The sequence below is a fragment of the Sphingomonas sp. CV7422 genome (assembly GCF_027945725.1).
Lineage (GTDB): Bacteria > Pseudomonadota > Alphaproteobacteria > Sphingomonadales > Sphingomonadaceae > Sphingomonas > Sphingomonas kyungheensis.
Window position 1 is genome coordinate 2,753,250 of the sequence record NZ_CP115900.1, and the last position, 23,720, is coordinate 2,776,969.

General features: G+C 67.2%; 23 protein-coding genes, 1 tRNA gene and 1 other RNA gene. 11 read left to right on the forward strand and 14 right to left on the reverse strand.

Going from position 1 to position 23,720, the window contains the following annotated elements:
• Positions 1–146: 146 nt before the first annotated feature.
• From PBN85_RS13090 to PBN85_RS13130, 9 genes are all read left to right on the forward strand, one after another.
• Complete coding sequence (locus PBN85_RS13090) at positions 147–2,315, forward strand: sodium-translocating pyrophosphatase (protein WP_037532729.1); 2,169 nt, start codon at positions 147–149, stop codon at positions 2,313–2,315.
• Positions 2,316–2,366: 51 nt separating this feature from the next.
• A complete protein-coding gene (locus PBN85_RS13095) occupies positions 2,367–2,858 on the forward strand; it encodes a hypothetical protein (protein WP_271299267.1) in 492 nt (163 codons plus the stop codon).
• A gap of 72 nt (positions 2,859–2,930) precedes the next feature.
• Positions 2,931–3,590: a hypothetical protein gene (locus tag PBN85_RS13100; RefSeq protein WP_271299268.1), complete on the forward strand. Its 660-nt coding sequence runs from the start codon at positions 2,931–2,933 to the stop codon at positions 3,588–3,590.
• A 25-nt stretch (positions 3,591–3,615) separates the two neighbouring features.
• On the forward strand, positions 3,616–4,131 hold the full coding sequence (locus PBN85_RS13105) for a hypothetical protein (protein ID WP_271299269.1): 516 nt from the start codon (positions 3,616–3,618) through the stop codon (positions 4,129–4,131).
• A gap of 170 nt (positions 4,132–4,301) precedes the next feature.
• Positions 4,302–4,547, forward strand: coding sequence for a translation initiation factor IF-1 (gene infA / locus PBN85_RS13110; protein ID WP_017977808.1), 246 nt, complete (start codon positions 4,302–4,304; stop codon positions 4,545–4,547).
• 15 nt (positions 4,548–4,562) lie between these two features.
• Entirely contained in the window at positions 4,563–5,132 is a 570-nt protein-coding gene (locus PBN85_RS13115; RefSeq protein WP_271299270.1) for a Maf family protein, read from the forward strand.
• A complete protein-coding gene (locus PBN85_RS13120) occupies positions 5,125–6,066 on the forward strand; it encodes a ribonuclease (protein ID WP_271299271.1) in 942 nt (313 codons plus the stop codon). Before PBN85_RS13115 ends, PBN85_RS13120 begins: the two co-directional genes overlap by 8 nt.
• Positions 6,063–6,233 (forward strand): DNA gyrase inhibitor YacG, encoded by a 171-nt coding sequence (locus PBN85_RS13125; RefSeq protein WP_271299272.1) that lies wholly within the window; start codon positions 6,063–6,065, stop codon positions 6,231–6,233. Before PBN85_RS13120 ends, PBN85_RS13125 begins: the two co-directional genes overlap by 4 nt.
• Positions 6,234–6,273: 40 nt before the next feature.
• Positions 6,274–6,349, forward strand: a tRNA-Phe gene (locus PBN85_RS13130).
• Between the two features lie 121 nt (positions 6,350–6,470).
• Here the strand turns inward: PBN85_RS13130 and PBN85_RS13135 are convergent.
• The 6 genes from PBN85_RS13135 to PBN85_RS13160 all read right to left on the reverse strand — a co-directional run bounded on the left by PBN85_RS13135 (position 6,471) and on the right by PBN85_RS13160 (position 14,536).
• Complete coding sequence (locus tag PBN85_RS13135) at positions 6,471–7,913, reverse strand: L,D-transpeptidase family protein (protein WP_271299273.1); 1,443 nt, start codon at positions 7,911–7,913, stop codon at positions 6,471–6,473.
• A 114-nt stretch (positions 7,914–8,027) separates the two neighbouring features.
• Positions 8,028–9,041, reverse strand: coding sequence for an AI-2E family transporter (locus tag PBN85_RS13140; RefSeq protein WP_271299274.1), 1,014 nt, complete (start codon positions 9,039–9,041; stop codon positions 8,028–8,030).
• Entirely contained in the window at positions 9,038–9,979 is a 942-nt protein-coding gene (locus PBN85_RS13145; RefSeq protein ID WP_271299275.1) for a YihY/virulence factor BrkB family protein, read from the reverse strand. The genes PBN85_RS13140 and PBN85_RS13145 overlap by 4 nt, the downstream gene beginning before the upstream one ends.
• Entirely contained in the window at positions 9,960–11,168 is a 1,209-nt protein-coding gene (locus tag PBN85_RS13150) for a hypothetical protein (RefSeq protein ID WP_271299276.1), read from the reverse strand. Before PBN85_RS13150 ends, PBN85_RS13145 begins: the two co-directional genes overlap by 20 nt.
• A gap of 511 nt (positions 11,169–11,679) precedes the next feature.
• Complete coding sequence (locus tag PBN85_RS13155) at positions 11,680–12,726, reverse strand: mechanosensitive ion channel family protein (protein WP_271299277.1); 1,047 nt, start codon at positions 12,724–12,726, stop codon at positions 11,680–11,682.
• Complete coding sequence (locus tag PBN85_RS13160) at positions 12,716–14,536, reverse strand: SLC13 family permease (protein WP_271299278.1); 1,821 nt, start codon at positions 14,534–14,536, stop codon at positions 12,716–12,718. The genes PBN85_RS13155 and PBN85_RS13160 overlap by 11 nt, the downstream gene beginning before the upstream one ends.
• A gap of 169 nt (positions 14,537–14,705) precedes the next feature.
• Here PBN85_RS13160 and PBN85_RS13165 point away from each other — a divergent pair, with 169 nt between their 5' ends.
• Positions 14,706–14,930 (forward strand): DUF2171 domain-containing protein, encoded by a 225-nt coding sequence (locus PBN85_RS13165; protein WP_037532707.1) that lies wholly within the window; start codon positions 14,706–14,708, stop codon positions 14,928–14,930.
• Positions 14,931–15,089: 159 nt separating this feature from the next.
• Here PBN85_RS13165 and PBN85_RS13170 read toward each other — a convergent pair whose 3' ends face one another.
• The 7 genes from PBN85_RS13170 to ssrA form a co-directional block, all read right to left on the reverse strand.
• Positions 15,090–16,496, reverse strand: coding sequence for a DUF2254 domain-containing protein (locus PBN85_RS13170; RefSeq protein ID WP_271299279.1), 1,407 nt, complete (start codon positions 16,494–16,496; stop codon positions 15,090–15,092).
• Positions 16,497–16,977: 481 nt separating this feature from the next.
• Positions 16,978–17,463 carry a response regulator gene (locus tag PBN85_RS13175; protein ID WP_271299280.1) on the reverse strand — a complete coding sequence of 162 codons (486 nt, stop codon included), beginning with the start codon at positions 17,461–17,463 and terminating at the stop codon, positions 16,978–16,980.
• The gene (locus PBN85_RS13180; protein ID WP_271299281.1) at positions 17,421–19,703 is read right to left on the reverse strand and encodes a PAS domain-containing protein; all 2,283 of its coding nucleotides are present in this window, start codon (positions 19,701–19,703) and stop codon (positions 17,421–17,423) included. Before PBN85_RS13180 ends, PBN85_RS13175 begins: the two co-directional genes overlap by 43 nt.
• 485 nt (positions 19,704–20,188) lie before the next feature.
• Complete coding sequence (locus tag PBN85_RS13185; RefSeq protein ID WP_152542165.1) at positions 20,189–20,542, reverse strand: hypothetical protein; 354 nt, start codon at positions 20,540–20,542, stop codon at positions 20,189–20,191.
• Entirely contained in the window at positions 20,539–20,940 is a 402-nt protein-coding gene (locus PBN85_RS13190; RefSeq protein ID WP_333781845.1) for an isoprenylcysteine carboxylmethyltransferase family protein, read from the reverse strand. The genes PBN85_RS13185 and PBN85_RS13190 overlap by 4 nt, the downstream gene beginning before the upstream one ends.
• On the reverse strand, positions 20,907–22,109 hold the full coding sequence (locus tag PBN85_RS13195) for a YihY/virulence factor BrkB family protein (protein ID WP_271299282.1): 1,203 nt from the start codon (positions 22,107–22,109) through the stop codon (positions 20,907–20,909). Before PBN85_RS13195 ends, PBN85_RS13190 begins: the two co-directional genes overlap by 34 nt.
• Positions 22,110–22,436: 327 nt before the next feature.
• Positions 22,437–22,780: a transfer-messenger RNA gene (ssrA, locus tag PBN85_RS13200) on the reverse strand.
• Positions 22,781–22,822: 42 nt separating this feature from the next.
• Between ssrA and PBN85_RS13205 the strand changes: the two genes are divergently transcribed.
• The gene (locus PBN85_RS13205; protein WP_037532698.1) at positions 22,823–23,254 is read left to right on the forward strand and encodes an RrF2 family transcriptional regulator; all 432 of its coding nucleotides are present in this window, start codon (positions 22,823–22,825) and stop codon (positions 23,252–23,254) included.
• Positions 23,255–23,261: 7 nt separating this feature from the next.
• On the opposite strand, the gene mscL is transcribed toward PBN85_RS13205, so the two are convergent.
• Entirely contained in the window at positions 23,262–23,696 is a 435-nt protein-coding gene (gene mscL / locus PBN85_RS13210) for a large conductance mechanosensitive channel protein MscL (RefSeq protein WP_037532696.1), read from the reverse strand.
• Between the last annotated feature and the right edge of the window lie 24 nt (positions 23,697–23,720).

Below are 23,720 nucleotides of genomic sequence, written 5' to 3' on the forward strand. Positions count from 1 at the left end.
GCAGTTATCGCTATTGCGAATCAGCATCAATGATTCGCTGCGGGGCGAAGCCGCTTGCGCTGGTCCGGCGCGCGCCATAGCCTCGCCGGCACGTCACGAGACCGGGGGACATCGGCCGTGCGTCAACAGGAGAAGGAGATGCGAGAATGACCACGGTCACCATCGCCATCCTCTGCGGCGTGCTCGCCGTGGTCTATGGCTTCGTCACCAGCCAACAGGTGCTGCGCGCGCCGCCGGGCGACGCCCGGATGCAGGACATCGCCGCCGCCATCCAGGAAGGCGCCAAGGCCTATCTCGGCCGCCAATATACCACCATCGCCATCGTCGGCATCGTCGTCGCCGTGGTGCTGTTCGTGTCGCTCGGCATCATCTCCACAATCGGTTTCGTCATCGGTGCGGTACTCTCGGGCGTCGCCGGCTATGTCGGCATGAACATCTCGGTGCGCGCCAACGTCCGCACCGCGGAGGCGGCGCGGCATTCGTTGCAGGGCGGCCTGACCATGGCGTTCCGCTCGGGCGCGGTCACCGGCATGCTCGTCGCCGGGCTCGGCCTGCTCGCGATCGCCGGCTTCTTCTGGTATCTCACCGGCCCCGCCGGCCATGCCCCGGGCGACCGGATCATCGTCGAGGCGCTGACCGCGCTCGCCTTCGGCGCGTCGCTCATCTCGATCTTCGCGCGGCTCGGCGGCGGTATCTTCACCAAGGCGGCGGACGTCGGCGCCGACCTCGTCGGCAAGGTCGAGGCCGGCATCCCGGAGGACGATCCGCGCAATCCGGCGGTGATCGCCGACAACGTCGGCGACAATGTCGGCGACTGCGCCGGCATGGCCGCCGACCTGTTCGAAACCTATGTCGTGACGCTCGGCGTGACGATGATCTCGATCGCGCTGCTGATCCGCGCCGATGCCGCCGAACTGATGCGTCTGATGAGCCTGCCGCTGCTCGTCGGCGGGGTGTGCATCGTCACCTCGATCATCGGCACCTATGCGGTACGGCTCGGCAAGGGCAGCATCATGGGCGCGCTCTACAAGGGCTTCTGGACCTCGGCGCTGCTGTCGATCCCGGCGATCTATCTGGCGACGCGCTACGTGCTCGGCGACCTCCATCGCACGATCGGCAGCGCCGGCTTCCTCGACGCGGTGTCGGACGATCTCACCACCGGCTTCGACCGGCCGGCCGCGGCGAGCGCGGCGATCCCCGGCTTCACCGGCATGGACCTGTTCTGGTGCATGGTGATCGGCCTGGCGGTCACCGGGCTGATCGTCTGGATCACCGAATATTACACCGGCACCAATTACCGCCCGGTCAAGTCGATCGCCGCCGCCAGCCAGACCGGCCATGGCACCAACGTCATCCAGGGGCTGGCGATCAGCCTCGAATCGACCGCGCTGCCGACCCTGGTCATCGTCGTCGCGGTGATCGCCACCTATCAGCTCGCCGGGATCATCGGCATCGCCTTCGCCGCGACCGCGATGCTCGCGCTCGCCGGGATGGTGGTGGCGCTCGATGCCTATGGCCCGGTCACCGACAATGCCGGCGGCATCGCCGAGATGGCGGGCCTGCCCGACGACGTGCGCCAACGGACCGATGCGCTCGACGCGGTCGGCAACACGACGAAGGCGGTGACCAAGGGCTATGCGATCGGTTCGGCGGGGCTCGCCGCGCTCGTCCTGTTCGGCGCCTATACCACCGACCTGCAGACCTATTTCCCCGACGTCAGCGTCGATTTCAGCCTGTCCAACCCCTATGTCATCGTCGGCCTGCTGCTCGGCGCCTTGCTCCCCTATCTGTTCGGCGCGTTCGGGATGACCGCGGTCGGCCGCGCGGCAGGCGCGGTGGTCGAGGAGGTGCGCGGCCAGTTCCGCGACAATCCCGGCATCATGCAGGGCACCAGCCGCCCCAATTACGGCCGCACCGTCGATCTCGTCACCCGCGCCGCGATCCGCGAGATGATCGTGCCGTCGCTGCTGCCGGTGGCGAGCCCGATCGTCCTCTATTTCGTCATCACCGCGGTGGCGGGGCGGGCGCAGGGCTTCGCTGCGCTCGGCGCGATGCTGCTCGGCGTGATCGTCTCCGGCCTGTTCGTCGCCATCTCGATGACCAGCGGCGGCGGGGCGTGGGACAATGCCAAAAAATATATCGAGGACGGCAATTACGGCGGCAAGGGATCGGAGGCGCACAAGGCCGCGGTGACCGGCGACACCGTCGGCGATCCGTACAAGGACACCGCCGGCCCGGCGGTCAATCCGATGATCAAGATCACCAATATCGTCGCGCTGCTGCTGCTCGCCGCGCTGGCGGCGGGTGGCGGGTAAGCCTCCGCGTCCCTCGCGCTATAAGGAGAAGCGGCGTTCGGGGAGGATGGAATGCGCGGCCAATATCGGATCTTCGCCGATTACCATCAATTCTACCTTTGGGATCAGCTCCACGGCAGCAATACGCTGATCGACTTCACCGAAGAGGATTGCCTGAGGCGGGTTGCGGTGGCCGCGCATGTCATCGCCATCCAGCCGGATCGCAACATGACCGTACCGGTCGAGATCGGCTTGCTCGACCGGCCTTCCGCCGAGCCGTTCGACGCGTGGGACCATGTCGTGGAGGCGAGCCTCACGGTGCCGTCCGGAATCCTTGAATGCCATGAATGTACCGGCGGCTCGATCGATCGCTGGCGCGTGACGCCCGGCCCCTATCGTGTCAGGGCCTGTTTCGGGGGGCTGGGCACGATCGACGCTTTCGGCATCGAAGGCGGCGATCACTATCGGGTCGACGTATGGCCGGCTCCGCTCGCACCGGTCGTCTTGCTCAAGGATTACGGTCCGCGCCGGGTTTGGATCGAAGCGGGTGACCACCCTCTATAAGGAGTTCAGGCGACGGCGCGCGGTCCGGTCGCCCGCATGCAGCGGCATCCGCGCTCGAAAAGACGATCGCGCATGTCCGAACCGCCGTCCGCCTATCTGAAGGTCACGATCGCCCGCGCCGGGTTCGACCGCTGGCTCGCAGCCAAGCCGCCCGTGGCACAGCAGTGGGATGACTGGCGGACGATCGGCATGCGCTGGCGCAGCGACGGGGGCACGACGCTGCCGGAGATGCGTGACGAGACGCTCGCCGGCATCCTCGACGAGGCCAGCAAGGATCTCGCCCGCTTTGCGACCAATGCACAGGCCCTCCTGTGCTTCTTCGCCAACCTCGGGTGCGACGAGGGCCTGCATATCGCGGCCTATGACACGACGGACAGTCATTTCCTCGCGGGGACGCTGACCTGGTCGGAAAACCTCGGCGAGATCATCGCCTGCCTGACGCTGATGCGCGGCGTCGCCGACTATCTCGCGCCGGGCGAGCGCGGCACCGCCGTCATCCACAATTACATCTGGGGCGGAGATGGCCGCGACGCGACCGCCGCCGCGCTCGACATCGGCGCGGCGGGCAAGAGTCGGCTGCTGCCGCCCGACGCCTGGCCCGGAGTCGTCGCCGGCTTCCAGCCGGTGGTCGATGCCATGCTCGATCACCGCCTGCCGGAGACCTATCCGATCCGGCTCGAACCCGCGTTGCAACGCCACCGGATCGGCGGCACCGCGCCGACGGCGAACTGATCCGCTCGTTCCGGGACACGGCATCATGATCGGAGCCGAAGCTGGTTTTCTCAAGGTGTCGATCGCGCGACCGGCGCTGGTCGGCTGGCTGCACGCCGCACCGACGGCTGCCTGTCGCTGGGACGATTGGTCGCGCCGCATCTGGCACGTCGACGGAGCGGCACGCGGCGCGATCTTCGACGATCGGACGCTGGCCGACGCCGCGACGGTCGCCGCGCGCTTCGCGATCAACCACGACCTGCTGCTCCATCTGATCGGCGGCGCGGCGGCACCATCGATCGCGGCGTTCGACAACAGTGGCGTCTTCGTGGCTGGGACGATGTGCTGTTCCGCACGTCCCGGCGACATCCTCGCCTTCCTGGCGCTGGCGCGCAGCCTGACGGACCATCTCGACCGCGATGGCCATGCCATCGCCGTCGTCCGCAACCATGGGTGGAGCCACGGCGATGCCGAGGCGACGATCGACGCGCTTCTCGTCCGGCCCTTCGGGAAGCAGCGCGACCAGATCCGCATTCCCGCCATCGCGGACACGCGGCACTGAGTCGCCGGCCTCGGCCTTGCCGTTGGCGACCGCGCATCCCACATATTGGTAGCAGACGAACCACGACGCGGCGCGCACAGCAGGCGCCCGCGCGTCATGTGCCGCTTGCTTCCCTTTTTCGGCAGGCTGCGCTAAGGGCGCGCCGACGCTACGCGAACAGAGGTTGATTTTTGGCCAAGGAAGAATTGCTCGAGATGCGCGGCCGCGTGGTGGAGTTGCTCCCCAACGCGATGTTCCGTGTCCAGCTCGAAAACGACCACGAAATCCTCGGGCACACCGCCGGCAAGATGCGCAAGAACCGCATCCGCGTGCTGGTCGGCGACGAGGTGCTGGTCGAACTGACCCCTTATGACCTGACCAAGGGGCGGATCACCTATCGCTTCATGCCAGGTCGCGGCGGCCCCGGCCCGCAATAAGCGGCGGCGGCCTGCGTGTCGCTGGTACTCGCCTCCTCCTCCCCGCGCCGACGCGAATTGCTCGGCCGGCTCGGTCTCGTCGCCGATCGCATCGCCGCGCCCGAGATCGACGAGGCGCCGCTGCCCGCCGAGCGCCCGCGCGACTATGTGCTGCGCATCGCCTGCGCCAAGGCGACGGCCCTGCCGCGCGCACCGAATGAGGTGATCCTCGCCGGCGATACCACGATCGCCGTCGGTCGCCGCATCCTCGGCAAGCCCGCCGACGCCGCCGATCTGCGCGCGATGCTGACCCTGCTGTCGGGGCGGCGCCACCATTGCCTCTCCGCCGTCGCGGTGATCGACGCGGGCGGGACGTTGCGCCACCGCCTGTCCGACACGATCGTCGCCTTCCGGCCGCTCGGTGGCGACGAGATCGACGCCTATGTCGCCAGCGGCGAGGGCGAGGGCAAGGCGGGCGGCTATGCCATCCAGGGCCGCGCCGAGGCGTTCGTCCGCTTCATCCATGGCAGCCATTCCGGTGTCGTCGGGCTGCCGCTGATGGAAACGCGCGCGCTGCTGCGTACCGCCGGCCTGCCGCTTGCCTGAATGGCTGTATGAGGACGGGATCGGCGAGGCGCGCGCCGCGCTGGTCGCCGACGGCCGCATCCTCGAAGCCGCCATCGCCCTGCCCGACCCGCTGCCGCTCGACACCGTCGCCCGCGCCCGGCTGATCGAGCTGACCGGCGGCGGTATGGGCCGGCTCGACATCGGCGGCAGCGAGGCGGTGATCGCCCGCATCCCGCCCGGCGTCACCAAGGGCGCCAGCCTGACCGTGCGGATCAGCCGTGAGGCGATCCCCGAACCCGGCCGCGCCAAGCCGCCACGCGCCGTCGCCAGCGACGACGCCCCTGCCCCCGGCCCCACCCTGCTCGACCGCCTGACCGCCAGCGGATGGCCCGTCCGCATCCTGCGCGCGCACGAACCCGATGCGCTCGAAGCCGCCGGCTGGTCCGAATTGCTCGACGAGGCGATCAGCGGCGCGATCGTCTTCCCGCTCGGCAGCCTGCGGCTGTCGCCGACGCCCGCGATGACGCTGTTCGACGTCGACGGACCGCCGCCGCTCGAGCCGCTCGCGCTCGCCGCGGCGCGTGCGGTCGCGCTGGCGATCCGCCGTCACGGCATCGGCGGATCGATCGGCATCGACTTTCCGACGCTCGCCAACAAGGCGGCACGCGCCGCGGTCGCCGAGGCGCTCGACGCCGCCTTGCCCCAGCCGTTCGAGCGCACTGCGGTCAACGGCTTCGGCTTCCTCCAGATCGTCCGCCCGCGCCCGCGGGCGTCGCTGCCAGAGCTGCTGCGCGACGATCCGGTCGGCGCGGCGACGCGCACGCTGCTGCGCCGGCTCGAACGCGAGCCGCCGGGCAGTCCGTTGCGGCACCGCCTGCCCCCGGCGATCCACGCCCGGCTGACGAGCCGGCCCGACTGGCGCGACGCGCTTGCCCGCCGCACCGGCGTTACCCATATTCTGGACAGCGTATGACCCGATCGACCTGCCCCCTCTGCGATACGCCGACCTCTGCCGAGCACGCGCCCTTCTGTTCGCGCGGCTGCCGCGACCGTGATCTGCTGCAATGGCTGGGCGATGGGTATCGTATTCCGGTCAAAGACGATGAGAACGGGCTGGACAGCATCGAATCGGCTGACTAAAGGCCGCGCTTCCGAACGCGAGCATGCTCGCTTCCACCCTGCCCGGGTAGCTCAGTTGGTAGAGCATGCGACTGAAAATCGCAGTGTCGGCGGTTCGAATCCGTCCCCGGGCACCACTTTCCCACATTTGTATTTTGCGTCCTGCCGTTCACGCTCAGGCCATTGCTTTGCAGCAGTCTGGGCACCGAAGGTGCCGGGCCTTGGGTTAAAGCCCTGTCGAGGAATGCGTCGGGCGCCTCACGGCCCGATGTCGATCGCCTCTGCCTTGGCCTGGCGGGACTTCGCATCGGCGAATCCGAGTTGCACGGCAACCGCATCGTTCCAGCCATAGGGATCGGTGCGGAACGCGACCGTGCCATCGTCGGCGACGAAGGCGTTATGGTAGAGGAGCCGCACCGGGATCTCGCGAGGCAGATCGACGATCTCGTACGTGCCGGAGGCCTGTGCTTTGGCCCAGGTGTCGCCGACCCCTTCCTGATCGGCCAGCATCGCCGCAAAGCCCAGGGCATCCGAGACCCGGACGCAGCCATGGCTCAGATGCCGTTGGCTGCGCCCGAACAATTCGGGGGCGGCCGTGTCGTGCAGGTAGATCGCCTGATCGTTCTTCATGTCGAACTTGACCAGACCCAGCGCATTGTCCGGCCCCGAGGGCTGCACCCAATAGCCGTTGATGCGGTGCATGGCCTTGGCCCGGACCGTCGCCCGGGAAACCGGGATCGACTTCGGCACCGTCCACGTCGGGTTGGCGACGAGGCGATAGATCGGCGAACCGAGTGGCGGGGTTTCCCGGTCAGGCTCTCCGACGATGACCTTGCGGCGATCGACCAGCTGCCCATCGCGATAATATTGCAGCTCGGCGGCCGCTGAGTTGACGTCGATGCGCGTGGCCGGCGGCGTTCGCGACAGCCAGCGTCGCCGCTCCAAGGCGACGGCGAGGGTGCGGGCACGGTCGCCAGGCCGGAGCGTCAGGACCCCCAGCGTATCGGGGCCGACGATCCCGTCCGCGCGGATGCCATAATCCCGTTGCAGTGCCTTCACCGCATCCGCGATGTCTTGGGTGTACAGGTCCGCCGGCGCCGCAGACGGTCGAACCGTCAGATAGCCATCGTCCGCCAGCTGGTCGGCGATCTCCGCCACCTGCGGATGGACGTCGCCGACGTGGATGCTCTGCGCCAGCGCGAGACCGGGCGTCGGGACGTCGGTCTGCCGGTTCGCTTCGAGATAGGCCTGGGACAACATCCTGTATTCCGGGTCGGCGGGAGCCAGTCCATCCAGCCATTGGGCAAGGCGGTTCTGACGGAGGGCATCGCGCAATGCTCCGGCCTGGACGGGCATGGGCCGCGCGATCGTGTAGACGTCGTGGAGCGATGACGGATCCACCAAGCCCTGCGCCAAGGCATCGGCGTACCGCATCGCATCCTTGGTATAGGCCTCGGCCGCCTCGGCTGCTGGCTGATCGTCGATATCGCGCGGCAGGAACGTCAGATGATCGAGACCGTGGCGGGTACGATCCGCCAGCGCCTGTCTCAGGGCGGCACGGTTCGCCCCGCTCCAGAGGCTTTGCCACTCCGATGGTGAAACGAGTGCGGCCTGCTCCCCCGATGGGGTCTGTGCCATCGCCGGAAACACGGGGATAAGCGCGATCGCGCCGAGCCATACGCAAAACGTCGGTGTCTTCATGCAAGGCCAACGAACGACGTCCCTCCTGCGCCTCACCGACCCTGGCAAGCGAGCCTCGATCCTTCTCGTGAACGACCTAAAGAGGATCGTTCGCCCACAATCGGCCAGTCTCGGTCAGGCCGACAGAAGCTTGCAGATGCAGCGGCTGCGTTCGAACTGCCCGCAGATGATGACGATCGCGGCGGTCAGCGGCACCGCGATCAGCGCGCCCGCGATACCCCAGACCCAGCTCCAGAAGGTCATGGCGACGATGATCGCCAGCGGCGACAGGCTGAGCTGCTTGCCCTGCAACAGCGGATAGACGACGTTGCTGATGGTCAGTTGCAGGATGACGAAGCCGACGAAGACGAGCGCGGGCATCTGCCATCCCCCGAATTGGACGAAGGCGAAGAGCACCGGCGGCACGATTCCGACGATGTTGCCGATCACCGGGACGAAATTGAGCAGGAAGTTGAGGATGCCCCAGACCAACGCCAGCTCAAGCCCGGTCATCCACGACCACAGGGCCGAGGCGACGCCGGTGAGGATGCTGGTGGCCAGCGTCGTGCCGAGATAGCGACGGACCTGCGCCGAGATGTCTTCGCCGGCGGCCAGCATGTCGCGGCGGTCGCCGCTTTCCGTCATCTCGTACAAACGACGCTTGAGCCGTGGCACTTCGGGCAGGCCGAGCATCACGATGATGCCGATGAACCCGACATAGGTGACGAACCCATAAACCCCGCCCGCCAGCAGCTGGAGCAGCGCCATGATCCGTTGGCGGTTGATGGTTCCCGCGATCGGCACGCCATGCTCGGCAGCCCATCCGGCAAGCCGGCTATATCCCTGCTCAAGGCTCGCCCAGTTCGTCGTGAGTGCGGCGAGGACCTGGCCGATCGACAGATAGACCGCTGCGGCAAAGGCGCCGAGGATCGCGATCAGCGACAGCAGCGTCAGCGTATAGGCCAGCCATGACGGCATGTGCCGCGCCAGCCTGCGCTTGAGCGGCCACAAGGCCGCGACGATGATCGCGGCGAAAGCGATCGGCATCGCGACCGCAAAGGCCGCCTTCAATGCCCCGATCAACACGACGGCCGCGATGAGCGTCATCAGTCGATTGCGATACCGATGTTCGGCCTGTCCGTCGCTCATGCGTCGCGTTCCTCGATAATGATGCCTGCCTGATCCATCGCTTCGGCGTTGAGGCGGCCGCCGAGCAGCAACGCCCAGGCGGACACCATCAGCCAGAGCATCAGGATGACCGCTGCGGACAACGATCCATACGTGTCATCGAACCGCGCGAGATGCGTGACGTAGAGGCGGAACACGAGGGTCGCCCCCACCCACATCGCGACGCCCGCGACCGTTCCGGGCAGGACCGATCGCCACGGTATGGCCGCCTCGCTCGCCGGCGCATAGCGATAGACCAGCATCAGGCCGAGGCCGGCCCCCAGCGTCAGCGATCCGAACAGGATGATGGTCGAGGCGAGCCGTGCCCCGGGCAGCCCGTCCGGAACATAGCTTTGCAGGAAGGCGAGCACCGACAGCGAGATCAGGGCGGTCAGCACCAGCCCCGCACATCCCAGCACCAGCAGCATCGCCGTGATCTGCCGGCGGAGTCCCCGGCGCTCGCGCTCGATGCGGAAGGCGAGGTTGATGCCGTGGAGCAGCGAGCGTCCCGCCCGCCGCGCGCTGAACAGCGCGATGCCCAGCGAGACGATGACCGTCACGCCGGCGGAATAGCCGGACAGCGTATCGCGCAATCCGCCCGCCACGATGTGTTGCGCGTCGCGCGGCAGGATCGCCGTCAGCGTCGCAAGATTGCGGGCCACCGTCGCGCCGGGGACGAACAGGCCATAGGCTCCGGCGATCAGGCCGACGAGCGGGACGAGGGCGAGAAAGGCGGCGAAGGCGATCGAGCTGGCCGCGATGCCGAAATCGTCCCGGAGGCCGCTGCGCACGGCGCGGACCGACAGCGCGACCCACTTGCCGCCGGACCCCAGCCGGCGTTGCAGATGGCGAGGCGATGCGAGCTGCCGCAGCGACGCGCTGATCGCCGCGGCGGCGGCCCTAGCCTTCCGCCGGTGCACCGACGAATACCGCGACCAGACAGAGGATGCCGACGGCGACGAAGCCGAGGCGATGCAGCATCGATCCTGCCTTGCTCCGGGCCGAGACCAGCAACGCCAGCACGCATTGCATCGCATAGAAGAGCGCAAAAGCGCGCGACGACAGCGCCACGACCTGGAACGGGTCGGTCAGCCAGACCACCAGCACCGCGAGCGCCCCGGCCAGGGTGAAGGCGAGCGGCACGCTGATCTTGCGCCGCGACACTTCATTGACCAGCCCGCCCGATCCGATCGAGTCCGCAACGGCGGCGCTGAGCTGGCTGGAGACGGCGCCGGCCAGAACGAAGATGCCGAGGGCCGGCGCGATGAATTCCATGATGTCGAGGATACCGGCCACCCCCTCGGTCGCCGCGGCGGGCGCGAGGAACGGCGTCAGCAGCGTGATGAAGGCGAGATAGATGGCGGACGCGATCCACTGCGCGTGACGCATCGTCCTGATCCGCAAGGCGGCGGCATAGTCATGCCCGAGATAGCGCGACGTCTCGAACCCCTGCACGGTGATGATCAGGCCGAGCAGCATCGGGATGCTCGCCCAGGAGATGCGCGCCGGCGGCAGCGGTTCGGTCATGCCGCCCCTGGCCCAGGCGATGCCGAGCGCGACCAGCATGCCGGCGATGATGCCGATCTTGATCGACACCGTCCCATGCGCGAGATGCTCGACCTTGCGCAGGCTCCCGCCCAGCGCCAGCAGCGTCATCAGCACGATGATGACCGTCACGATGATATTGGCGGCAACCGGCTGCCACGCCGGGTCGATGGCAACCGGCTTGAGCGTGAACTCGGCCAGCAGCTTCAGATAATAAGCGACCGAGACGGCATAGGCGAGCGCGAGGACGGCTTGGGTCAGACGCGCGACCCAGGCGATCGGATCGTGGAAGCGCGCCTCGGCAAGGTGGTTTTCGACATGGACGATGTTGAACCGGATCACCCAACCCGCCGCATAGGCGATGGCCAACAGAAGGCCCATGGCAAGGATGGCGGCACTGCCGAACTCGCGGGCGAGCAGCGGCCCGCAGATCAGAAAGCCCGACCCGATGATCGAGGCGAGCGGCGTCACCGTCGCGCGCCAGCCATCGCTGCGCGCGAACGGGCTGACGGTCAGTGCGAGCGTGACGATCAGGGCAACGCCCAGCGCGACGGCGACGATCATGCGACGCCCTCGGGCAGTGCGGTCGTAGTGTCTCGTCCGAGCCGGGCGTCAGTATGCAACGCCCCGCGACCGCCCGCAGCGGCACCCGGTCGACCGCGGCCGTCCACAGCAGCACTGCGATCGCACCTGCACGCCACTGCGAACAACCCGGTCGTTCGGCAGTGGCGGCGACCGGCAGGCCGGCCGCGCCCACTGCCCTTCCGTTCCCGGCGCTCGGGAATCCGGATCGACGTGGCGCCGGCTGCATGCGCCGGCTGATCCAGCGTTGCCATGGTATCCGCAGCGGCGATGACCGGCCGACAGGCTCGCGGCGGAGCGATGCGCATACCCCCGCCGTTCGCCCATATGCGTCCACGGGGCGCCTTTATCCGGCCGATGGCGAGGGTGGGGCGCGGCACCGGCGAGACCGGGGCGATCATGCGGTCCTGGACCCGGGCGACCGTCACGCCGTCAGCGGCAACGCCGGTGCGGCGCAGGAGCAGGTGGCCGGCAGCGGCGTCATTCATGCCCTTCAGCCATGTTCATCCGCCGTCCGGTCCGCGGTGTCCGCACGTCCGACAGGCCGTGCGCGGGGCGGATTGGCGCCGGCGGGCCAGCCTTCCCGCTGCAGCGTCCGGTCGCCGTCTGTCTCTTCGGTCTGGTCGTGGAAGAGGATCTGCTGCGTCGGGAACGGCAGGTCGATGCCATTGTCCGCCGCGGCCTGCCAGATCGCCAGGATGACGCGCGCGCGCAGGTGGACGAGGTTGGTCCGCTTGGAATCCGACCACCAGCGCGCCCGCAGCGTCACCGAGCTGGCGTCCAGTTCCCAGGGCAGTACCTCCGGCGCCGGGTCCGCCTCGACGCCGTCGACCTTGGCGATGGCTTCGGCCAAGACCGTCATCGCGCGATCGGGCTTGTCCCCATAGCCGATGCCGATGTCGAACTGGTCACGGCGCACCGGAAACGCCGTGTTGACCATCACGGGCGAGGTGTAGACGTCCGAATTGGGGATGATGACCCGGCGACCGTCATAGGTCTTGATAAGGGTCGCACGGCTCTGGATATGCTCGACGGTACCTTCGAAATCCTTGACCACGATCTGGTCGCCGCGCCGATAGGGGCGGTTGATGAGCAGCAGGATGCCGGCCAGCAGGTTCTGGAGGATGTCCTTGAACGCAAAGCCGATCGCGACCGAGCCGATACCGAGGCTGGAGATGATCGTCGCAGGCTTCACGCTCGGGAACACGATAACACAGGCGATCAGCACGGCCGCGGCCACGATCAGACCAAAGGTCAGCGAGGCGAGGACCCCGCCGAGGTCGACCAGCCCCTTGTGGTGGAAAGCCCGCCGAACGCCGTTTGCGATCAGCTTGCCGGCGAACCAGGCGATGATGACGAAGACGATGCCGCCGACGATGTTGGGCAATTGCAGGAAGAAGTCGTTCGATGCGACGTGCAGCTTCGCCGTAATCAGGTCGATCGGGTTTCTCGCCGGCGGCGGTGTGACGGACTGCATCGTTGCAGAACGGGGTGTCAAAATCGTTGTTCCGCAAGCGATACGGCTGGCCTCACGGAACAAGCCATGCGATCGCGAAACAGGTCGCCGCGCCGACGACGATGTTCATCGGCAGGCCGATCTTGACGAAATCGGCGAAACGATAGTCGGCCGCTGCATAGACCATGGTGTTGGTCTGATAGCCGATCGGCGTCGCGAAACTGGCCGATGCCGCGAACATGACCGTGACGATCAGCGCACGGGGATCATTGCCGCTCGCCTGGGCGAGGCCGATCGCGACCGGCGTCATGATGACGGCGACGGCGTTGTTCGTGACCGTCTCGGTCAACAGCGATGTCAGGAAATACAGGACCACGATCACGAGCAGCGGGGACAGTCCACCGATCCACGGTCCGATCGTATCGACGACGAGCTTCACCGTGCCGATCGCCTCCAGCCCGCTGCCGATGCCGAGCATCGCAAAGATGAGGACGAGGACGCTGCCGTCGATCGATCGCCACGCCTCTTCGGGATCGATGCAGCCGGTGACAAGCACGATGGCCACGCCGATCAGGGCGAGGAGAACGACCGGCATCGCACCGAGCGCCGCGAGCGCGATCACGCCGGCGAGCGTTCCGATCGCGATCGGGGCACGACGCCGGCGGAAGCGGCGGACGTGGCTGGTATCCTCCGCGATGAGGTTCGTGTTCTCGTGCAATGCCGCAAGAGCGCCGGCATCGGCGGCGACGAGCAGACTGTCGGCCGCGCGCAGGCGCACGCTGCCGAGGTCGGGTCCGGGCAGATGCCGGGCGCGCCCGATCCCGAGCACGCGGGCAGGCAGGTTGGACAGGAAGGGGATGTCGCGCAGCTCACGCCCCAGTGCGGGATGCGACGGCGCGATCGTGAGGCCGATCAGGCGCACGTCGTCGGCCCGCTCATCCTCGGCAAGGCGTATCGGACGACCGACATTCTGGAGGCCGACGATCACGCCCCGGCTGCGGGCGAGCCCGTCCAGTTCGTCGGCCGAACTGGCCACCACCAGGCGATCATCGCGGGTGATCCGCAGGTCGGGGGGCGGCTCGCGCAGCAATTCGCTGCCGCGCCTGATCGCGACAAGGCGGACGGCATCACGCTTGAGGAAGGACAGGTCCGCAAGGGGCGGGCGCTTCGCCGCTTCCTCCTCCGACAGCGTCAGCTCGGTCAGGTAGCGCAGCTGATGGCGGTCCGCGATGTCATTGTCCGGCCGCGAGGGCAGCAGCTTCGGTCCGAGCACCAGCATGGTGGCGATCCCGGCCGCCATGGCGACGAGGCCGACGCCGGTGATCTCGAAGATGCCGAATGGCGCCTGTCCGTTCGCGCGCGCGACGCCGTCCACCAGCAGGTTGGTCGAGGTGCCGATCAGCGTCAGCGTCCCGCCGAGGATCGAGAGGTAGGACAGAGGAATCAGCAGCCGGGTCGCCGGAATGCCGACGGTCTTCGCCAGTCGGCGCACCAGCGGGATGAGGACGATGACGACCGGCGTGTTGTTGATGAAGGCCGGGGCGGTCGCGGCCCCGGCGAGCATTTCGGCGACGGTCCGCCGCGGTGCTGCTGACGCGCGGCGGACGACGACACTGGCAAGCGCCTCGATCGTGCCGGTGCGGACCAATGCACCCGACAGGACGAAGAAGGCGGCGATCGTGATCGGCGCCGGATTGGCGAAGGCGGCCGTGACCAGGGCGGGGGTCAGCCAACCGCAGACGATCATCGCGCCGGCTCCGACAATTGCGATCGTGACCGGCGGAAAGCGTTCGCTCGCGAAAGCGGCGAACAGTGCAATGACGAATAGCAGACCGATCACCGGCTGATGCGCTTGGAGCGCTGATGCGATGACGTCGAACACATCCCCTCCCATTCTGGTCCGCTACGGCGTCATCAACGTGCGGCGGACCGATCGCCCCCGCCACCCGACGATATCGACGGGCAGCGCCCTGCCCGTCCAATGCTTTGATGCATCCGTTTGTCGAAAAGCATGAACCCAGACACCGTCCGCGACGTTCGTACGGCGTCAACAAGGAGGTACCATGTTCGAGAAGCTGCGGATCAAGGAGCATATGGAGATCGCCGGTTCGGACGGCGAGCACGTCGGCACCGTCGACAAGGTCGAGGGCGAGACGATCAAGCTGACCAAGACCGATTCGTCCGACCATCAGCATCACACGCTGCCGTTCGACATGGTCGACCGGATCGAGGACAATCGCATCTACCTGAAGGTCACCAAGGCAGAGGCGCAGGCAGCGAAGGCCTGACGTCCAGGGGCGCCACGAGCCCCAAGGGCTTGGTGGCGCTACCCTGACCGCGAACTCGAGGGCGGCCGATCATCGGCGACGCCCTCTTTATTTACCTCATCGCGTCCGGCCCGAAAAAGGGACGGACAAACCCCGGCCGATGGCGCCTTCGATCGCTGGTCAGGCTGTACCGGCGAGCCAGGCGGTGCCGTCACGCAAACGCCGCTTGTAATCGGGCTCGGCCAGCGCCGCGCGCAGCTCGTCGGCCCGGTGCCGGACCCGGCGCAGGTTGAAACCCTTCAATCCGTCATTCGCCAGCTCTTCGAGCTTGTCGGCATAAGCGCGGATCGTCGCGAGTCGATCGGGCTCGTCGCAGTCGAGCGACACCTCGCCGAGCGCATTGAGATAGCGCAGCGCCGCGACCATGTCGGCTGCGCAATATTGCGCGAGCGCGCCGAACGAACGATCCATCAGCGAGGCGAAGGTGACCGGATGGGCGATCACTCGCAGCGCACCGTCGTCGTCGACACGCAGGTGCGACGGCAGCGACCGGCCGGCGAGATCGGAAAGCGCCGCGCTCAGCCAGTCGAGGCAGGTCACGGCGGTGAAGGGATCGTTGACGCCGGGCGAGAGGGCGCGCGCGGCGATCTCGACCAGCTCGTCGACCAGAAAGCGCAGATCCTGCAAGGCGGAACGGCGCGATCCGATCGCGACGGCATCGCGGAGCGCGTCGGCGCATTTGTCGTCGCATCGTCCCGGCGGCCACGCTTCCACCAGCGCCCGGCCGATATGGACGAAGTCGCCGGGCTGATATTGCAGCCTCAGCACCAGCCCGTTCTCCCGAGCGACCCGCATCACCGTCTCGTCGTCGAGAAACTGGATATAGCCGGTGTCCTTCGCCGTCACGACGAAGCGATCCGCGCCCACCGCGGCATCGGCAGTATCACGGAAGGTGGCAGGCAGCTTCTCTGCGGTCGAGTCATGATCGTCGGGCGCCTCGCCGATGAAACGGGGGAAGCGATCGTCGATGCCGCGCAGCAGCCGGTCGCCGACATCTTCGATGACGCTGTTGATGTGGATCTTCGACGGGACGTGATGGATGAAGTAGATCAGCACCGCGATCGAGCAGAGTGCCAGCAGGACACCGACGAGCAGCGCCAGATTGGGCACGAAACCATAGCCGCCGGATTCCTCGGCCGAGCGGATCGTGCGCAGCACCAGCAGGCAGTAGAGGAACGTCGCGATGAAGGTGCCGAGCGTCACCTGATTGCCGCGGTCGCGCATGAAGTTGGTGAGCAGTCGCGGGCCGTATTGGCCCGACGCATAGACCACCGCCGCGATCGTCACCGAAAAGACGGTGCCGGCGACGGTGATCATCGATCCGCCGACCGACGACAGCACCTGCCGCGCCCCGTCGGGGTGCGAGGCATAGACCCAGGCATATCCGCCCATCCACGACGATCCGAGCGTCGCATCGAGCGTCACCATGCCGATGGCGAGCAGCACCGCGCCGATCGCCATGATCGTCGGCACGAACCAATAGCTGGAGCCGAGATAGTCGGCGAGACGAAGCAGGCCGGCTTTCATCGGCAGTACCTTTCGGAAAGACCCGGCCTATTCGGTCTGCCGGGTCTGAGGGGCCCAAAGAAGAGCGGCGGCCTGGTCGGCGACGATCGCGTCGCGCCGCTCCTGCCGCATCGTGGCCTCGTCCTTATCTGCCGCCCTGACCGCATCGGCACGGGCCCCGCCCCTGTCACGCACGTTATCGGACCGAGCGTCGTCGGAATTCCTGACGCGATCGGTGCGCCTGCCGGACGGGCCTTTCCCACAATGGCTCAACGGTAGAGCGGCAGGAAGACGCCGACCGCGATACTATCCGTCATGGGTCGACTCCCGAGAAAAAGGGCGAGACGCTCGCCCCGGCGCACCGAGCCCGCGATCCGGTCTAGAACAACCAAAGAGCCAATCCCCCGGTTCCGGCGAGCCCCTTCCGGGAAGCGACTGATGATCTTCGGGCGAGACGGTGCGCCCAATGCCGGATCAGCAGCCCACGTAGCGACGCAACATACTATGGCGTCGACGTCTTGCAGGACAGCCGCTCCGTCGCTTCGATCAACCGGGCAACGGCCATACCGTCGTAAGGCTTGGTGAAAAATACCCCGTCACCCGGCAGCTCCGACCTGTTCGGACGGCCCCTGCCGGACGCGATGATGAGCTGGATGTCAGGCCGACGCTCGTGCACCTTCCTCGCCAATACCAACCCGTCGAATGGGCCAGGCATATGAATGTCTGTGAACAGCACGGTGATCTCCGGATGCTGGTCGAGCGTACACAATGCGTCTTCGCCGCCGTCGGCTTCGATCACCGTGAACCCGACATCTTCGAGAACATCGACGGCATACATGCGGATCAGTGTCTCATCATCGACGACGAGGACGACGGCCGATGGGTGGGGACTATCCATCATGGGCCAACATGCCGCGCGTACGATACGTTCCGGATCGGAGCGACCTAACTCTCGACGATCGCTGCCAGCGATGAGCGCACCGTCCATCGGACACCGCTCGGTTCATAGTCGATGACCGCCTTGCCACCGAGATCGCGGCCGAGGCTCTGCATCAATCGTGTCCCGAAGCCGACCCGCGTCGGCTCCGTGACGACGGGTCCGCCATGCTCCTTCCAGACCAGCTCGAACACCGGTTCGGCCTCCTGGATCACGGTCCACCGCAAATCGACATGACCCTCCGGAACCGACAGGGCGCCATATTTGGTCGCGTTGGTGCCGAGTTCATGGAGCGCCATCGCCAGCGCAAGAGCGGCGCGTGCACTGAACCGGACCTGCGGGCCGGATACGCGGATACGCCGCGAGCGACCGCCCTGGAGCCGGATCGCACCGTCGACGATCGTATCGATCGGCGCGGCGGACCAGCTCGTCCGCGTGAGCAGATCGTGCGCTTCGCTCAGCACCTGGAGGCGATTGCCGATCGTGTCGCGCGCCTCGGCCGGCGTCGATGCGTTGCGCAGCGACTGGCTGACGATCGCCTGGACGATCGACAAGGTGTTCTTGATGCGATGCTGAAGCTCGTTGTTGAGCAGCGCCCGATGGTCCTCGGCGGCCCGCAGCTCGGTGACGTCTCGCACCGTTCCCAGAAAGCGTTTGGCCATGCCGACGACCACCGCCCCGATGGCATGGACATGGCGTTGACGCCCCGCCGCGTCGATCGTCCGGAACCCGACGTCGAGCATACCGTCCGTCGTCACCGCCTCGCGGACGACCGCGTTGACCCGCTCCCTGTCATCGGGATGGACCTGACGGATGAAGGAGTGCTGGAAATCGAGCGGCTCGTCGGGCGTATGACCGAGCAACTCCCGCGTGCGGGCATCCCATTGCAGGTTGCCGAGCTCGAGCGTCGACTCCCATGTGCCGAGCTCACCCGCCTCCAGCGCCAGGCGCATCCGGGTTTCGCTGTCCGCCAGCGCCAGCTCGGCCAGCTTGCGGTCGGTGGTATCGATCGCGACGCCGGGAAAGTGGGTCGCCTTGCCGCTGCCGTCATACGCGCAGCGCCCCTGCGCCATGACCCAGCGCACCGCCCCATCGTGGCGGAGGACCCGATATTCTTCGGCAAACTCCCCGGTTTCCGCGATACACTGGCGGATCGCCTCGGCCACCCGCTCGCGATCGTCGGGATGGATGCCGGCGACGAAGGTCGCCAGTGGCACCCCGCTTTCGCCGAGCTCCGGATCGACAGAATAGAAGGCGCAGAATTTGCTGTCGGCGCGCAGCGTATCGGTCCGACTGTCCCAGTCCCACGAACCGACGAAGCCCGCCGCTTCGAGGGCGATCTTGAACCGCTCCTCGATCGCCTTCAGCCGCTCATATTCCAGCCGCTGCTCGGTGCGGTCGCGCAGGATCTTGATGAAGCCGATCGGACGATCCGCTTCATCGGTCAGCGGCATCATCTCGCCATTGGCCCAGAAGCGTTCGCCGCCCTTGCGCAGATGCCAGCGCTCGTCCTTGCCGCGCCCCTGCGCCAGGGCGGCGCCCATTTCCTTTTCGGGGATGCCGTCGTCGCAGTCTTCCGGGGTGAAGAAGCGATGGCACGGCAAACCGCACATCTCCTGCTCGGTCCAGCCCATGATCCGCACCGCGCCCTCGTTCCAGCTCGTCACCGTGCCGTCGAGGCGCATCGACACGATCGCATAATCCACCGCACTGTCGAGGATGAAGCCGTGTCGCTGATCGACCTGCCGGCGATCGGCCAGCTGCTTGCGTGCGGTCAACAGGGCCATCACCTGGCGCGACAACGCCAACAACGCCTGCCGCTGGTCTGCGTTGAGCTGGCGTGGTTCATAATCGACGACGGCAAGGGTGCCGAGCTTCTCGCCATCGGAAGCGACCAGCGGCGCACCGGCATAGGACCGGAAACCGGCCTCTCCGGTGACGAGCGGATTACGGGCAAACCGGTCGTCGTTGTTCAGATCGGGAATCTCGAACACGCCATCCTGTTCGATGGCATGGGAGCTGATCGACCACGCACGGGGGATGTCGGCCAGATCCAAACCGATCGGCGCCTTGAACCACGTCCGCTGGTCATCGACCAGCGATATGAAGGCAATCGGCGTTCCGGCGACCTGCGCCGCGATACGGGTTATGTCATCGAGGCCCTGTTCGGTCTTTCCAGCCAGGACATCATAATCGGTCAGGGTCGCCAGACGGCGTCGTTCACCATCATAGGTGCTGCTGTTTTCGCTCATGGTCCCCCGTGCCAGTGCGAAAGCCCCCGAGGCGATCACCGTCTGATTCCAAGCCCATAAGACGCCTAGCACGATCCACTCGGGTCAGCGAGACATGGCAGGCACCGGTATGACGATGGAGGCGGAACGGCTCCATGGCGTCCCATTCGTCCTGCATCATGGGGCATGACGATCCTCCGGATCGGCCGGCGCGCAGCCGACTTCGAGGCATCGACGCCGCTCCGAACCCGGTCCGGTCGCCGATCGCGCCGTGACGTCTGGCGCTGATCGAGCCTCGAATCCGACATAGGCAATCCGCCGCGCCCATCGAACCGATCGAACGGGGTGGATGCTACCACGAGAGACCTCCCGCCGCGCTGCCGAAGGGGGTTTCGAACACCCTCTCCACGCCCCGATCCACGTCCGTGACGCCTGACGGGCAGGTGTTCGACCCGGCAATCGCCCTGTCCGTCCAGGCAGCGTGTATCGCGCGGCTCACCAGGGACGCTGCGGAACAGTTGGCGCGGCCGATGACCGCGCGGCCATCAGGCCATCGCCATCATCACCGATGTCGAGGCGAGCGCTCCCGCGAACAGCCGCCGCGCGGCCGGGCAGCCCTTTACCCGGCACGGCGCAAGGCGTGCGAGCTGATCCGGATCGGCGATCAGCTGACACAGCAGGGCCTCGTCGCCGTCAGGGCCGAACGGGCAGCCGCGGCACAGCGGCCGGCCGAGACAGGCCTCGCCCAGCGTCATCACGCTGTCGATCACCGGTGCGAGCATGTCATAGCCCAACGGCGCGAGCAGCGCGTGCAGCCGCTGCTGGACCGGACCACGCTCGTCGCGCGTGCGGCGCCAGCAGCGCGCGGCGCGGGCGATGACGGCGGGCGGCATCGTCATTGCCCCAGCCTCGGCCAGAGCCGACCGACCCACACGCAGTAGCGCGCATAATGCTCGCCGAACTGGTGACGCATCATCGCCTCCTCCTGCGGCACCCGCAGCCACCACATGGCGGCAAAGGCCGGAACGACGAGCAGCCCGGCGATGAGATTGTGGACCAGCAACGGCTGGCAGAAGGCCGCCAGCCAGATGCTGACGTACATCGGATGCCGCCACAGCGCGTAGACGCCGCCGGTGACGAGACGATGCCCTTCGCGCAACTCCAGCCCCGGACTCCAGTTGCGCCCGTATCGACCGGTCTCACATGCATCAGCCGCCCTCCAATCTGCTATTGCGAATCTATAGCAGATTGGAGGGCAAGATACTAGCTCCCCGACGCTCGCTCGCGACCGAGCCAGGCGGCGAACGCGGTGGCGCCGAGCACGGCGATACCGGTGCGCGCCTGGCCGCGCTTGCGGATCAGGCGCAGGCCGAGCGTCGCCGCCGCGCTGGTCACCAGCCCCGCCTTGCCGATGCCGGCGACCTGCCCGGCGCGGGCCATCGCCCGGCTCGCGCCGAACTCCTCCGCCGCGCTGACGGGTGCCGCCGCCGCCGCATCCTCGTGGCGTTCGCCCCGCTTGGCACCGTCACCGGCGACATGGTCGGCGACCCAGGAGCCACGCGTACCGAGCGGCTGCGGCGTGCCGGTGGTGGTATCGGCGGCAACCTGATGCTCGAATTCGGCGTTGAGCTCGGCGCCGACGATCAGAATGAAGGCGGACAGATACATCCAGGTCAGCATCACCACGACCGCGCTGAGCGAGCCGTAGGTCGCATTATAGTTGCCAAAATTCGCGACGTAGAGGCCGAAGCCGAGGCTGAGCAGCAGCCAGCCCGCCGCGCTGAACAGCGACCCGGGAGTCAGCCAGCGCCAGCGCGCCTGCGCCCGCGACGGCCCGAACCGGTAGAGCGCCGCCGCCGCCGACGAGCCGGCAAGCAGCAACAGCAGATAGGAAGCGAGCTTGCCACCGACGAGCACCACGCCCGGCGCGCCGGGCAGCAGCGCCTCGAGCTTGGCGAGCGCGGCGATCGCCAGTGCGGCGACCAACGCCACCACCACCGAAGCGGCGGTGATGCCGAGCGCGAGCAGATTGACCTTGATCAGCCCGCGCTTCTCCTCCTCCTCATAAGCGATGTTGAGCGCGGTGATCACCGCCCCCGCGCCATTGCGCGCGCCGAACAGTGCCAGCGCCAGCGCGATCAACAGGCCGAAGCCCTTCTTGCCGTCGGAGGATTGCACGACGCTGAGCAATTGCTCGCCGACCAGCCGGGCGGCATCCGCCGGCATCACCGCGGCGAGCCGGTTGACGTCGTCGATCACCGTCTGCGTATCGGCGATCAGGCCATAGCTCAGCACCGTGACGCCGAGCAGCGGCACCAGCGCAAGGAAGCCGTAGAAGGCGACCCCCGCGGCGATCAATCCGACATTGTCGCGGCCGGTTTCGTCCCAGGTGCGCTTGAGCACCGCCTTCCAGCCCCCGGCCGGCAGGGACCAGGGGCTGAGCGCCCGTTGCTGGCGGTTGTCCATGCTTTATTCCCCCGGTGTCCGATCGGCGCTCAGGCCGTACCAGGGTCGAACCGGCCGCGCCGCGCACGGTTCCGTTACGATGTCCTGCCGAAGCCCGAGGGCCTCCCCCGCGATGATTCGGCTCGACCTGCGACGCCTTGCCGGCCTGACGATCGGATATGGCCGTGATGCTGCTGCACGAGAGGGCGTCCGGCTCGGACGCGCGCGGGATGGCCGGCGCAATCGCCATGAGGTCGCGGATCGCCTACAAAGGCGATCACCCGGCACGGCTGATAGGATGGGAAGATAGGGTGGGGAGCTTCTGTTGCCCGGTGCTCCCCGTACCGCTGGATTCCCCTTCTGTTGCCCGGTGGGGTCCAACCGCGCTATTTTGGAGTAACCTTAGGCCGTGAGGCCCTCAGTTACGCCGCAATCGCGAGTGCTTCGTTATCGTTGGCACTTGTGTAATGGGCCGTTGCGGTGGTCCCATTCCGAGCGAAAGACAGCGCCCTTCAACACACGTCGATCCTAGTTCGGCCCCGTCATCGCGGCTGATCGCTCAACTGCGGTGGTGGAGCCGCCGGGTACTGCCCCCGGGTCCGCTGCGTCTATTCAACGCCACCGTTTATCGCCATAGCCGGCTGGAAGCCGGCAATCGTCATATAGGTGCAACGCGCCGCCGCCGCAATCCGCGCCTTTCACTCGCCACATTATCACGCCATAGGGCGCGCATCATGTTGACCCAGCGTTCCCGCTACGCGTTGCGCGCGATGCTGTTCCTCGCCCAGGCGCCGGTGGCGAGCCCGCCGATTCCGATGGGCCGGATCGCGATCGCCGCCAACGTCCCGCGCAAATTCCTCGAACTGATCCTCGCCGACCTGCGCGATGCCGGGCTGCTCACCAGCACGCGCGGCAAGATGGGCGGCTATGTCCTGTCCCGTCCCGCGCAGTTGATTTCGCTCGGCGAGGTGATCCGCGTCATCGAAGGGCCGCTCGCGCTCGTCCCCTGCGTCAGCCGCACCGCCTATCGGCCGTGCAAGGATTGCGTCAGCGAGGCGGATTGCGCGATCCGCCATGCGATGATGCGCGTCCGTGACGAAACCGCACGCATCCTCGACGGCACCAGCCTCGCCGACGCGACCGCCGAGCACCTCGTCGCGGCCTGACCGCACGTCAGACGCGCGGCCGTGCCTTCAGCTCGTCGCGGATTTCGCGCAGCAGCGTGACATCGGCGGGCTCGGCCGGCGCCGGCGCGGCAGGCTTGGGGATCAGCCGGTTCACCGCCCGGACGATCAGGAAGATGATGAAGGCGACGATCAGGAAATTCGCCGCCTGGGTGATGAACGCGCCATAGCCGAGCAGCGGCACGCCCGCCTTCTTGAGCGCGGCATAGTCGCTGAGCGATCCGGCGTAATTCGCCGGTACCGGCCCCATGCGAAGGAAATATCCGGAAAAGTCGAGTCCACCGAAAATCTTGCCGATCACCGGCATGATCACGTCCTCGGTCAGCGAGGTGACGATCCGGCCGAACGCCGCGCCGATGATCACCGCCACCGCCAGATCGAGCACGTTGCCGCGCGCGATGAACGTCTTGAACTCCTTGAGCATGATCCCGCGTCCCTCGTCAGCCAT